General features: G+C 73.2%; 9 protein-coding genes and 2 pseudogenes. 8 read left to right on the forward strand and 3 right to left on the reverse strand.

The genetic code is table 11. From position 1 onward, the window contains the following. The first annotated feature begins 46 nt into the window (after positions 1–46). From ACIBJF_RS17405 to ACIBJF_RS17420, 4 genes are read left to right on the forward strand one after another with little or no spacing between them, the layout of a single operon-like run. Positions 47–880, forward strand: coding sequence for a M55 family metallopeptidase (locus ACIBJF_RS17405; protein WP_399174560.1), 834 nt, complete (start codon positions 47–49; stop codon positions 878–880). After that, on the forward strand, positions 873–2,189 hold the full coding sequence (locus ACIBJF_RS17410) for a M20/M25/M40 family metallo-hydrolase (RefSeq protein ID WP_399174561.1): 1,317 nt from the start codon (positions 873–875) through the stop codon (positions 2,187–2,189). Before ACIBJF_RS17405 ends, ACIBJF_RS17410 begins: the two co-directional genes overlap by 8 nt. Positions 2,190–2,204: 15 nt before the next feature. Next, entirely contained in the window at positions 2,205–4,157 is a 1,953-nt protein-coding gene (locus ACIBJF_RS17415) for a prolyl oligopeptidase family serine peptidase (RefSeq protein ID WP_399174562.1), read from the forward strand. Further along, positions 4,154–5,077, forward strand: coding sequence for an LD-carboxypeptidase (locus tag ACIBJF_RS17420; protein ID WP_399174563.1), 924 nt, complete (start codon positions 4,154–4,156; stop codon positions 5,075–5,077). The genes ACIBJF_RS17415 and ACIBJF_RS17420 overlap by 4 nt, the downstream gene beginning before the upstream one ends. A gap of 320 nt (positions 5,078–5,397) precedes the next feature. Here ACIBJF_RS17420 and ACIBJF_RS17425 read toward each other — a convergent pair. After that, a pseudogene (locus tag ACIBJF_RS17425) lies at positions 5,398–5,630 on the reverse strand (hypothetical protein); the annotation flags it as partial. 375 nt (positions 5,631–6,005) lie between these two features. Between ACIBJF_RS17425 and ACIBJF_RS17430 the strand changes: the two are divergent. Together ACIBJF_RS17430 and ACIBJF_RS17435 are read left to right on the forward strand one after the other, a co-directional pair. After that, a complete protein-coding gene (locus ACIBJF_RS17430; RefSeq protein WP_399174564.1) occupies positions 6,006–6,560 on the forward strand; it encodes a GNAT family N-acetyltransferase in 555 nt (184 codons plus the stop codon). A gap of 63 nt (positions 6,561–6,623) precedes the next feature. Then, positions 6,624–8,585: a DUF5107 domain-containing protein gene (locus ACIBJF_RS17435; protein WP_399174565.1), complete on the forward strand. Its 1,962-nt coding sequence runs from the start codon at positions 6,624–6,626 to the stop codon at positions 8,583–8,585. A 5-nt stretch (positions 8,586–8,590) separates the two neighbouring features. Here ACIBJF_RS17435 and ACIBJF_RS17440 read toward each other — a convergent pair whose 3' ends face one another. Continuing rightward, complete coding sequence (locus tag ACIBJF_RS17440; protein ID WP_351803665.1) at positions 8,591–8,938, reverse strand: VOC family protein; 348 nt, start codon at positions 8,936–8,938, stop codon at positions 8,591–8,593. 80 nt (positions 8,939–9,018) lie between these two features. On the opposite strand from ACIBJF_RS17440, the gene ACIBJF_RS17445 reads away from it, so the two are divergent. Together ACIBJF_RS17445 and ACIBJF_RS17450 are read left to right on the forward strand one after the other, a co-directional pair. Beyond that, positions 9,019–9,438 carry a phage holin family protein gene (locus tag ACIBJF_RS17445; protein WP_399174566.1) on the forward strand — a complete coding sequence of 140 codons (420 nt, stop codon included), beginning with the start codon at positions 9,019–9,021 and terminating at the stop codon, positions 9,436–9,438. 278 nt (positions 9,439–9,716) lie between these two features. Continuing rightward, positions 9,717–10,937, forward strand: coding sequence for an RNA-guided endonuclease InsQ/TnpB family protein (locus tag ACIBJF_RS17450; RefSeq protein WP_399174567.1), 1,221 nt, complete (start codon positions 9,717–9,719; stop codon positions 10,935–10,937). Positions 10,938–10,973: 36 nt separating this feature from the next. On the opposite strand, the pseudogene ACIBJF_RS17455 reads toward ACIBJF_RS17450, so the two are convergent. After that, positions 10,974–11,875, reverse strand: a pseudogene (locus ACIBJF_RS17455) (TIGR03557 family F420-dependent LLM class oxidoreductase); the annotation flags it as partial. Positions 11,876–12,016 lie beyond the last annotated feature (141 nt).

Consider the following 12,016-nt stretch of genomic DNA (forward strand, 5'->3'; position numbering starts at 1 on the left):
GCGCGGACCGTAGCCCGGTTCCCGTTCGGCGCGTACCGTGCGCAGCATGAAGATCCTTATCAGTGCCGACATGGAGGGGGCCACGGGCGTCACCTGGCCGGCCGACGTGCTGCCGGGTACGCCGCAGTGGGAGCGGTGCCGGTCGATGTTCACCTCGGACGTGAACGCCGCCGTGGAGGGCTTCTTCGACGGTGGCGCCGACCAGGTGCTCGTCAACGAGGCCCACTGGACCATGCGCAACCTGCTGCTGGAGCGGCTCGACGAGCGGGTCGAGATGCTCACCGGGCGGCACAAGGCGCTGTCGATGGTGGAGGGCGTGCAGAACGGAGACGTCGACGGCATCGCGTTCGTCGGCTACCACGCGGGCGCCGGCATGGAGGGCGTCCTCGCCCACACCTACCTCGCCAACCAGATCACCGGGGTGTGGCTGAACGACGTCCGCGCCAGCGAGGGCCTGCTCAACGCGCGCGTCGTCGCCGAGTACGGCGTCCCCGTCGTCCTCGTCACCGGGGACGACGTGGCCTGCGAGGACGCGCTCGGCTACGCGCCGGAGGCGTTGAAGGTCGCGGTGAAGGACCATGTGTCCCGGTATGCGGCTGTATGCCGGACGCCCACGCGTACGGCCGCCGACATCCGCGCCGCCGCCAAGGAGGCCGCCCGGCTGGCGGTGCGCCACGAGCCCGTCGAGGCGGGTCCGTTCACGGTCGCCGTGGAGTTCGACGCCGAGCACCTGGCGACGGCCGCGACCGTCGTGCCCGGGGTCGCGCGGACCGGGGAGCGGAAGGTGGCGTACACCAGCGCCACGATGTACGAGGGGATCCGGACGTTCAAGGCGGTCACGACGATCGTCTCCGCCGCCGTGGAGGAGCAGTATGGCTGACCAGCGGGCCGACGAACCGGCCCTCACCGAGGTCGTGGAGTTCACCTCGGAGCTGATCCGCATCGACACCACCAACCGGGGCGGCGGGGACTGCCGGGAGCGGCCCGCCGCGGAGTACGCGGCCGAGCGGCTGGCCGGGGCCGGACTGCAGCCCGTGCTGCTGGAGCGGACGCCGGGCCGCACCAACGTCGTCGCCCGGATCGAGGGCACCGACCCCTCGGCCGACGCGCTGCTGGTGCACGGTCACCTCGACGTGGTGCCCGCGGAGGCCGCCGACTGGAGCGTCCACCCGTTCTCGGGCGAGATCCGCGACGGGGTGGTGTGGGGGAGGGGCGCCGTCGACATGAAGAACATGGACGCGATGATCCTCGCGGTCGTCCGGTCCTGGGCCCGGCAGGGCGTACGGCCGCGCCGGGACATCGTCGTCGCGTTCACCGCCGACGAGGAGGCCAGCGCCGAGGACGGCTCCGGGTTCCTCGCCGACCGGCATGCCGAGCTGTTCCAGGGCTGCACCGAGGGCATCAGCGAGTCCGGTGCGTTCACCTTCCACGACGGCGCAGGCCGGCAGCTCTACCCCATCGCGGCGGGGGAGCGGGGCACCGGCTGGCTCAAGCTCACCGCGCGCGGCCGGGCCGGGCACGGCTCCAAGGTGAACAAGGAGAACGCGGTGACGAGGCTGGCCGCCGCCGTCACCCGCATCGGCGAGCACGAGTGGCGCCTGAGACTCACCCCGACCGTACGGGCCGCGCTCACCGAACTCGCCGCCCTGTACGGCGTCGAGCCCGACTTCGGGGACGTGGACCAGCTGCTGGAGAAGCTCGGCCCGGCGGCGAAGCTGGTCGAGGCGACCCTGCGCAACAGCGCCAACCCGACCATGCTGGACGCCGGTTACAAGCTGAACGTGATCCCCGGCGAGGCGGTCGCCTACGTTGACGGGCGCTATCTGCCGGGCGGCGAGGAGGAGTTCACCGCCACCCTCGACCACCTGACCGGCCCCGACGTGAGCTGGGAGTTCGCGCACCGGGAGGTGGCCCTTCAGGCGCCGGTGGACTCGCCGACCTTCGCCAGGATGCGGGCCGCGGTCGAGGAGTTCGCGCCCGAAGGGCACGTGGTGCCGTACTGCATGTCGGGCGGCACGGACGCCAAGCAGTTCTCCCGGCTCGGGATCACCGGTTACGGTTTCGCCCCGCTGAAGCTGCCCGAGGGCCTCGACTACCAGGCGCTCTTCCACGGCGTGGACGAGCGGGTGCCGGTCGAGGCGCTGCACTTCGGCGTCCGGGTGCTCGACCGGTTCCTGCGGACGGCCTAGACGATGGGGGACGAGATGCTCAAGACACCGTACGGATCCTGGCCGTCGCCCGTCGACGCGGCCTTGGCCGCCGCACACGACGGCCGGCCGGAGTGGCCAGGCTTCGTCGGGGACGAGACCTGGTGGACCGAACCCCGGCCGGCCGAGGGCGGCCGCCGCGCCCTGGTGCGCCGCCGCACCGACGGAACCGAGGAGTCGGTGCTGCCCGCGCCCTGGAACGTGCGCAGCCGGGTCATCGAGTACGGCGGCCGGCCCTGGGCCGGGGTGGAACGCGACGGGCAACCCCTCGTCGTCTTCGTGCACTTCGCCGACCAGCGGCTCTACCGGTACGAACCCGGCGGCGAGCCGCGCCCGCTGACCCCGGTGTCGCCCGTGGGCGGCGGGCTGCGGTGGGCCGAACCGCGCGTGGACGTGGAGCGCGGTGAGGTGTGGTGCGTGCTGGAGGAGTTCACCGGGGACGGCCCCGGTGACGTGCGGCGCGTCATCGCCGCCGTACCGCTGGACGGCTCGGCCGCCGAGGACCGCGGCGCCGTCCGGGAACTCACCGACGGCCGGTACCGCTTCGTCACCGGGGCCCGCCTCGCCCCCGACGGCCGGCGCGCCGCCTGGCTCGCCTGGGACCATCCGCGCATGCCGTGGGACGGCACGGAGCTGCTCGTGGCCGACGTCGGCGACGACGGCACGCTGCGGGACGCGCGTACCGTCGCCGGCGGACCGGACGAGGCCGTCGCCCAGGTGGAGTGGACCGCGGACGGCAGGCTGCTCTACAGCAGCGACCGCAGCGGCTGGTGGAACCTCTACCGCGACGGCACCCCGCTGTGCCCGCGCGACGAGGAGTTCGGCGGGCCCCTGTGGCAGCTCGGCCTGCGCTGGTTCGCGCCGCTCGACAACGGGCTGATCGCGGTCGTCCACGGCAAGGGGGCGGCCGTACTCGGCGTCCTGGACCCGGAATCCGGTGAGATCGTCGACGCCGCCGGCCCGTGGACCGAGTTCCCGGCCCATCTCGCGGCCCACGGCGCCCGGGTGGTCGGGGTCGGGGCCAGCCCGCGCACCGCCTTCGAGGTGGTCGAGCTGGACACCGTCACCGGCCGGGCCCGCGCGATCGGCGCCCGGCACCGGGACGCCGTCGACCCCGCGTACTACCCGGAGCCGCAGATCCGCGTCTTCACAGGCCCCGACGGCCGCGAGGTGCACGCCCACGTCTACCCGCCGCACCACCCCCGCCACGCCGCACCCGACGGCGAGTCGCCGCCCTACGTCATCTGGGCGCACGGCGGCCCCACCAGCCGGGTGCCGCTCGTGCTGGACCTGGAGATCGCCTACTTCACCTCGCGGGGCATCGGCGTCGCCGAGGTGAACTACGGCGGCTCCACCGGATACGGCCGGGCCTACCGCGAGCGGCTGCGCGAGCAGTGGGGCGTGGTCGACGTCGAGGACTGCGCGGCCGTCGCCCGCGCCCTCGCCGACGAGGGCACCGCCGATCCGGCCCGGCTCGCGATCCGGGGCGGCAGCGCGGGAGGCTGGACCACCGCCGCGTCCCTGACCACGACCGACGTCTACGCCTGCGGCACGATCATCTATCCCGTCCTGGACCTGGCCACCTGGGGCCCGGGGGAGACCCACGACTTCGAGTCCCGCTACCTGGAGTCGCTGATCGGCCCGCTCGCCGAGGTGCCCGCCCGGTACGCCGAGCGCTCGCCGACCACCCACGCCGACCGGCTCACCGCGCCGTTCCTGCTCCTCCAGGGCCTGGACGACGTGATCTGCCCGCCCGCCCAGTGCGAACGCTTCCTCGCCCGGATCGCCGGCCGGGACGTGCCGCACGCCTACCTCACCTTCGAGGGGGAGGGGCACGGGTTCCGGCGGGCGGAGACCATGGTCCGCGCCCTGGAGGCGGAACTCTCCCTGTACGCCCAGGTGTTCAAGCTGGACGTGCCCGATGTGCCGAGACTGGAGCTGCACACGTGAAGGAACTGACGCGCCCGGAGCGGCTGGCCCCGGGCGACCGGGTGGCCGTCGTCGCCCCCAGCGGGCCGGTGCCCGAGGAGCGGCTCCAGGCGGGGCTCGACGTGCTGCGCGGCTGGGACCTCGATCCGGTCGTGGCACCCCATGTGCTCGACCGACACGGGGAGTTCGGCTATCTGGCCGGCCGGGACGCCGACCGCGCGGCCGACCTGCAGAACGCCTGGTGCGACCCGTCCGTCGCCGCGGTGCTGTGCGCCCGCGGCGGGTACGGGGCGCAGCGCGTGATCGACCTGCTGGACTGGGACGCCATGCGGGCGGCCGGGCCGAAGATTTTCGTCGGCTTCAGCGACATCACCGTGCTGCACGAGGCCTTCGCCACCCGCCTGGGGCTCGCCACGCTGCACGGGCCGATGGCGGCCGGCGTCGACTTCATCAAGAACGCCCGGGCACAGGAGCATCTGCGGGACACGTTGTTCGCTCCGGAGACGGTCCGCACCATCGCCTCCGGCGGCCGCGCCCTGGTGCCCGGCCGGGCCCGCGGGGTCACTCTCGGCGGCTGTCTGAGCCTGCTCGCCGCGGAGCTCGGCACCCCGCACGCGCGTGCCTCGGCGGCCGGCGGGCTGCTGTGCCTGGAGGACGTGGGCGAGGAGACCTACCGGCTGGACCGCTACCTCACCCAACTCCTGCGCGCGGACTGGCTGGAGGGGGTGCACGGGGTGCTGCTCGGCTCCTGGGAAGGCTGCCCGGACTACGCCGAGGTGCGGCCGCTGCTGGCCGACCGGCTCGGCGCGCTAGGCGTACCGGTGGTGGAGGAGTTCGGCTTCGGGCACTGCGCGGGTGCGCTGACGATCCCCTTCGGCGTCCCGGCGGAACTCGACGCGGACACGGGCACCTTGACCCTGGAGGAGCCCGCGCTGCGCTGAGGGCAGGCACCGAATCCCCGTCGAGAAACCCGCGCGCACGGGCTGACCGGCAGCGTGTTCACCGGCCAGTGCCGGACGGATTCCCCGAGCTGGGCTGGGCTGGGCTGGGTGGGGTGTCAGGAGCTGGGCTGGGCGGATCTGCTGGGGCCAGGCTGGGCGGATCTGCTGGAGCTGGGCTGCGTGGGATGTCAGGGGCCGGGCTGGCCGGGATGTCAGGAGCCGGGCTGGGGCGGATCGGCTGGAGCCGGGCTGGGTGGGGTGTCAGGAGTCGGGCTGGGTGGGTCTGTGGGGCCTGGGCTGGGGGGATCGGCTGGAGCCAGCGGCATGTAGTGCAGGTCGTGGTACCTGTCGAGCGAGGGGCGCTGGCCGACGGACAGCACCGGTTTGCCCGCCGCGGACAGGTCCTGCGCGGTCGGGACGGTGGCCGCCCGGGCCAGCGAGTCCAGCGCGCCGCGCAGGTCGAAGCCGGTGCCGCCGAAGGCGCGGATGCCGGCCAGGGCAGCGGCGAGGGGTCGCCGTTCATGACATGGGTGCCGCTCGCGCCGTGCAGCCAGCTGGGTGGGGTGTCAGGAGCCGGGCTGGGCGGGATTCCAGGGGCCGGGCCGGGCGGATCTGCTGGGGCCAGGCTGGGTGGATGCCAGGGACGGTCGGGCGGGTTCGAGGTGCCGGCCCAGGCGGGTTGTCGGAGTCGGCATCGGCGGATTCCTGGTCACGGCCTGGGCGGGTTCGAGGTGTCGGCCCGGGTGGGTTGCCGGAGTCGGCGTCGGTGAATTCCTGGACACCGCCCGGGCGGGTTCTCGGAGCCGGCGTCGGTGAATTCCTGGACACGGCGCGGGCGGGTTCGAGGTGCCGGTCCAGGCGGATTCCCGGACACCGCCCGGGCCGATTTCCGCAGGCGGCGTGCGCGGGGACGCCGTACGCTGGGCCGATGCCGCACACCGCACCCCACTACCTCGCCGAGGGCCCCCGCGTGGCCATCCGGCACTTCCGCCTCGACGACGGACCCGAGTTCACCGCGCGGGCCCGGGAGAGCAAGGACCTGCATCGGCCCTGGCTGTTCCCGCCGGACAACGACAAGGCCTACGCCGCCTACGCGCGCCCGCTGATCGAGGACCCGACCAAGGCCGGCTTCCTGGTGTGCGAGAAGGACAGCGGGGACATCGCCGGGTTCATCAACATCAACAACATCGTGCGCGGCGGCTTCCAGTGCGGTGCCCTCGGCTACGGGGCCTTCGCGCACGCCGCCGGGCGCGGCCTGATGCGCGAGGGCCTCGACCTGGTCATCGGGTACGCCTTCGGCCCGCTCGGGCTGCACCGGCTGGAGATCAACGTGCAGCCCGAGAACACCGCCTCCATCGCGCTGGCCCGCGGCGCCGGCTTCCGGCTGGAGGGGTTCTCCCCGGCCATGCTCCACATCGACGGCGCCTGGCGCGACCACGAACGCTGGGCGCTCACCGCCGAGATGCGCGACCCCACCGCCTGAACACACCCTTTGCGCAATCCTGACCGGCACATCCCCTGGCCGACCGGGCCCTCGCCGGGTTCCATGGTGATCGTGACGAGGATCCGACGTGAGGTACTGACGCTGCCCGCCGGGCGGTTGGGCCCGGACAACCCCCTGCCCCCACTGCGCCCGCTCGACGAGGTCCACCGCATCGACGACCGGGACCGGGACGGCATGCCCAGGGACATGGCCCGCCAGCTCGGGTACGAGCCGCTGCGCAGCCTGCTCCCGGTCCGCATCCGCGACGGCTACGACAGAAACCGCGAGCCCCGCGACCTCGACGCCCTGGTGATCGAGAACGACCGGCTGCGCGCCACCGTCCTGCCCGGCCTCGGCGGCCGCATCGCCTCCCTGCTCCACCTGCCCACCGGACGCGAACTCCTCTACCCCAACCCGGTGTTCCAGCCGGCCAACTTCGCCCTCAACGGCGCCTGGTACTCCGGCGGCGTGGAGTGGAACATCGGCGCCACCGGACACACCACCCTCTCCTGCGCACCCCTGCACGCCGCCCGCGTCCCCGCCCCCGACGGCGGCGAGATGCTGCGCCTGTGGGAATGGGAGCGGCTGCGCGACCTGCCCTTCCAGGTCGACCTGTGGCTGCCCGACGGCTCAGACTTCCTCTACGTCGGCGTCCGCGTCCGCAACCCGCACGAGCGCCCGGTGCCGACCTACTGGTGGTCCAACATCGCCGTGCCGGAGGAGGTCCGCGTCCTCGCCCCCGCCGAGGAGGCCTGGCACTTCGGCTACGAGCGCCGGCTGCGCCGGGTGCCCGTCCCGGCGTACGACGGCATCGACCGCACCCACCCCCTCAACAGCCCCTATGCCGCCGACTACTTCTACGAGGTGCCGGACGGCCGCCGCCGCTGGATCGCCGCGCTGGACGCCGAGGGCCACGGTCTGGTGCAGACCTCCACCGACGACCTGCGCGGCCGCAAGCTCTTCGTGTGGGGCCACCTGCCCGGCGGCAGGCGCTGGCAGGAGTGGCTGACCGAACCCGGCACCGGCGGCTACTGCGAGATCCAGGCCGGACTCGCCCGCACCCAGCTCGAACACGTCCGGCTGGAGGCCGAGAGCGAGGTGTCCTGGCTGGAGGCGTACGGCCCGCTCGACGCACCGCCCGAGGGGGAGTGGACCCAGGTGGTCCGGGGCGCCGAGGAACGCCTGGAGTCGGTCCTGCCGCGGGCCCGGGTGGAGGAGGCGTACGCGGCATGGCAGCCGTGCGCCGACACCGAGCCCGGCAAGATCCTGGCCGCAGGATCCGGCTGGGGCGCGCTCGAAGTGCTGCGCGCCGACTGGAAACTGCCCGGCACCCCGTTCCCCGAGTCCACCCTCGGCGAGGCACAGGCGCCCTGGCGGGAACTGCTGCGCACCGGCTCCCTGCCGGAGCCGCGCCGGGTACGCCCGCCCGGCGAGACCCTCGTAGCCCCGCACTGGCGGGACATGCTGGAGACCGCGCCCGCCGGCCCGCACACCGAGTACCACCTCGGTGTCGCCCAGTGGCACGCCGGAGACCGGGCCCAGGCCGTCCGCAGCTGGGAACGCGCCCTCGAACTCGCTCCGTCGCTGTGGCCGTTGCTGCGCTGCCTCGCCGTCGCCGACCAGGAGTCCGGCCACCACGAACGGGCCGCCGAACGGTACGCGGACGCCTTCGACGACCTGTGCCGGGAGCGGCGTGACGAGGGTGCGGCGTGGACGGCCGCGGTGGCCGCGCTCGGCCGGGAAACCCTGCAGGCACTGCTCCAGGTGCGGCGTACGGCGGACGCCCGCGCGGTCTGGGACCGGCTGCTGCCCGCCGTCCGCGAGCGCGGCCGGTTCCGGCTGCTGGAGGCCGAACTGCTGCTCGCCGAGGGACGGCCCACCGAGGCGCGGGCCGTCTTCGACGCCGGGTTCGAGGTCGCCGACCTGCGGGAGGGCGAAGAGGTGCTGGGCCGCCTGTGGGCCCGGCTCACCGAGGAGCCGCTGCCCGACCGGTACGACTTCCGGATGCGGCCCGACGCCCTCTGACCGGCTCAGCCCCGCTGGTCGACGTACTCGAACACCGATCCGTCCGGATGCATCGCGAGCAGGTTCCGGCCCACCGGGGTCGGCACCGGCCCCGCGATGATCCGGGCGCCGAGGTCGGTCAGCAGCCGGTGCGCCTCGTCCACGTCCTCTACGGCGATGGTCGCGGCCACTTTGCGCAGGATTTCCAGCTCCGCCTCCGGGCCGCTCATCAGCAGGAAGGAGCCGACCGCGGCGACTTGGACCCCGCCGCGCTCGAAGCGCAGGGCTCTGCCGCCGGCCAGCCGCTCGTAGAAGGGGACCGCGGTCTCGAGGTCGTCGACGCAGATGCGCAGCGAGGCGCCCAGAATCTCCATGCCGCCGAGCCTAGTTGGGGTGGTCCGGGGCGTGCAGGGCGCCCGCGTTACCCGCCGTGGCCGCCGGGTACCCGGAGGGTATGGACCGTTTGGATCACCTGGAACATCTGGACAAGCAGCTGGTCGAAGAGCTGGCACAGGTGGCACGCGAGACGGTGCGCGACGAGCTGCGCGAGCAGACCCGCAAGCAGCGCCGCACCGCCATGCTCTACGCCGCATCCGGTGCCGCCGCCCTGTACGCGGGCGCCGCGCTGGCCCTCGCGGTGGGCCTGGCGCTGGCCACCGGCCTGCCCGGCTGGGGCGCCGCCCTGATCACGGCGGCGATCATGGGCGTGGTGGCCTACGCCCTGCGCGGCGCCGCCCGCCCCAGGCACGGCCACCCCTCGCCGCCAGCTCACGTCATCGGCGGCAGCGCACCGGCCGGCCCGCCGAGCGGCCTCGGGATGCCCTACCCGCCGATGCCGACGGAGCCTCCGGACACCCCGGACCACAGGGCATGATGCCCGGGGCCCGAAGGCGCTCAGTCACCCGAGCCGCGGCAGCACCTTCGTGCGGTAGAAGTCGAAGAACCCCTTCTGATCGGGCCCGATCTGGTTCACCGGGTTCCTCCGAGGATGCCCCGGCCTTCGGGCCGGGGAGGAATCGGACTCCTGCGGAGCAGGGCAGGGATGGCCGGATCGCCGTCAGGGCGATCCGGCGTCCATCCCGCACGGCGGTGATGTCGCCCACGATGATCGAGAGCTCTCAACTGTCGGTCCTCTCGAGTAGGTTCGGATGCATGACGACAGAGGCGACCACGAAGGACACCGGGCATGCCCGGTACACCTTCCGTGTGCGCCTGTCGGCTACCGCGCGGCGCGCACTGGAAGCGGAGTGGGCGCGCTGCCGGTGGCTCTGGAATGAGTGCGTCGCGAAGTCCCAGCAGGTCCACGTCCAGGGCAAAGCGGGTGGCGAGAAGCTGACGTGTGGTCCGGCTCAGCTCGACAAGATGCTGACCGAGGCACGCGGGATGACGCCGTGGCTGGCCGAGGGCGCGAGCGTGCCTCAGCAGCAGGTGATACGCGACTTCGCCACGTCCCGTGCGAAGACCTTGAAGGACATCGAGAACCGGCTTCCGGCGCACCGCCGGGCCGGGATGCCCAGGTGGAAGAAGAAGCGGGAGGCGCGGTGCAGCCTGAACTACACCCGGCGCGGTTTCCGCCTCAGGGACGGCCGCCTGCACCTGGCAGGCGGGCTCGTGCTGAGGGTGGTGTGGTCGCGGGAGCTGCCCGCCGACCCGTCGAGTGTGCGGGTGTACCAGGACAGCCTCGGCCATTGGTATGCGTCCTTCGTCGTCCCGGCTCAGGTTCAGCCGCTCTCTGAGAGCGGCCGCGTCCTGGGCGTGGACTGGGGTGTGACGGAGACCGCCACCACCACCGACGACGCCTACGATCTGCCGCATGCCGAGCACGGCAGGCGGGCCGCGCAGCGGCTGGCGAGGTATCAGCGGATGATGGCCCGGCGGCGGCCTCCGAAGGGACAGCCCGCATCCGCGGGCTACCGGCAGGCGCAGGCACAGGCGGCGAAGCTGCACAAGAAGGTGGCGAGGCAGCGTGAGGGCACCGCCCGCAAGTGGGCCAAGTCCGTGGTGCGCGGCCACGACGGGGTTGCGGTGGAGGACTTTCGGCCGAGGTTCCTGGCGAAGACGACCATGGCCCGCAAGGCGGCCGATGCCGCCATCGCCGCGACGAAGCGTGCCCTGGTCGAGACGGGCCGCAAGCACGGGCGGGACGTCCGTCTCGTGCACCCGGCGCACACCACGATGGACTGTGCCACGTGCGGAGCGAGAACCAAGCACGCACTGCCTCTGTCGATGAGAACGTATGCCTGCACCGTGTGCGGAGCGGTGTCCCCCAGGGACAAGAACTCCGCCCGCGTGATGCTGGTCCGGGCAGGTTGGAACCCGGACGGTGCCGAGGGCGTAAGACCACCCGAGCCGCCGGCTCCGGCGGCGGCCTGAGCCGTAAATCCCCGCACAGCCCTGAAGGGCGACGCATCCCCTCCCTTCAGGGAGGGGAGCCTTCAAGTACACCCGATCGAACCGGCGAACGCGGTCAGTGTGGCCACGTGCTGGTCGGCATCGTCCCCGCACACGACCTTCTCCCGCATCATGTCCTCGGTGACCAGCTCCCGCAGCTGCTCGAAGCGCCGCGGCGAGGGCAGCACCTGCCCCATCTCGCCGGGCAGCAGCTCGTTGTACCAGAGCCGGCGCACCGTACGGACGCACTCCTCGCGGTCGGTGCCGTAACAGACCTTCGTGCCGCCGCTCACCGGCTTCGTCCCGCCGCCGCCCTTGCGGAACTGCGTGACCATCTCCTCCTCGGGCATCATCGTGATGTACCCGTCGCCCACCCGGGCGGCCAGCGACGTCGCCTTCGGCCCGAAGCCGGAGATGTCGATCGGGACGGGCTCGTCGGGGACGGTGTAGAGGCGGGCGTTCTCCACGGTGTAGTGCGTGCCCTGGTGGTTGACCTCCTCGCCGGTGAACAGCCGGCGCATCACCTGGACGGCCTCCTCCAGCATCTCCAGGCGCACATGCACGGGCGGCCAGCGGTCGCCGAGGATGTGCTCGTTGAGCGCCTCACCGGTGCCGAGGCCCAGCCGGAAACGGCCCTCGGTCAGCACCGCGCTGGTCGCCGCGGCCTGCGCCGTCACCGCCGGATGCATCCGCATGGTCGGACAGGTCACCGCCGTCTCGATCGGCAGCGACACCGCCTCCGACAGGGCGCCGATCACCGACCACACGAACGGGCTCTGTCCCTGCGCGTCGTTCCACGGGTGGAAGTGGTCGGAGATCCACAGCGCGCGGAAGCCGGCCTGCTCGGCCATCCGGGCCTGCTCGACGAGGCCGGCGGGGCTGTCCTCCTCGCTCGCCAGGAAATAGCCGTACTCGGGCATGGGGAACCTCCGCGCGGGCGACGCTGGTGGGGTGCGGTCGGGCCCGGGCCGGGTAACCGGGGCGGGGCGGGCGAAACGCCGGGGGCGCGGCGCGGCGTTCGGGTGCTCCGACCGGCGTACGGGTGACCCGCCCGGCGTTTG

It is taken from the genome of Streptomyces sp. NPDC050743, assembly GCF_044456925.1.
Taxonomy (GTDB): Bacteria; Actinomycetota; Actinomycetes; order Streptomycetales; family Streptomycetaceae; genus Streptomyces.

Bases quoted from the DNA above. Each gene is read 5' to 3' on its own strand.
- ACIBJF_RS17405 (WP_399174560.1), top strand. From the start codon at position 47: ATGAAGATCCTTATCAGTGCCGACATGGAGGGGGCCACGGGCGTCACC.
- ACIBJF_RS17410 (WP_399174561.1), top strand. From the start codon at position 873: ATGGCTGACCAGCGGGCCGACGAACCGGCCCTCACCGAGGTCGTGGAG.
- ACIBJF_RS17415 (WP_399174562.1), top strand. From the start codon at position 2,205: ATGCTCAAGACACCGTACGGATCCTGGCCGTCGCCCGTCGACGCGGCC.
- ACIBJF_RS17430 (WP_399174564.1), top strand. From the start codon at position 6,006: ATGCCGCACACCGCACCCCACTACCTCGCCGAGGGCCCCCGCGTGGCC.
- ACIBJF_RS17435 (WP_399174565.1), top strand. From the start codon at position 6,624: ATGGTGATCGTGACGAGGATCCGACGTGAGGTACTGACGCTGCCCGCC.
- ACIBJF_RS17440 (WP_351803665.1), bottom strand. From the start codon at position 8,938: ATGGAGATTCTGGGCGCCTCGCTGCGCATCTGCGTCGACGACCTCGAG.
- ACIBJF_RS17445 (WP_399174566.1), top strand. From the start codon at position 9,019: ATGGACCGTTTGGATCACCTGGAACATCTGGACAAGCAGCTGGTCGAA.
- ACIBJF_RS17450 (WP_399174567.1), top strand. From the start codon at position 9,717: ATGACGACAGAGGCGACCACGAAGGACACCGGGCATGCCCGGTACACC.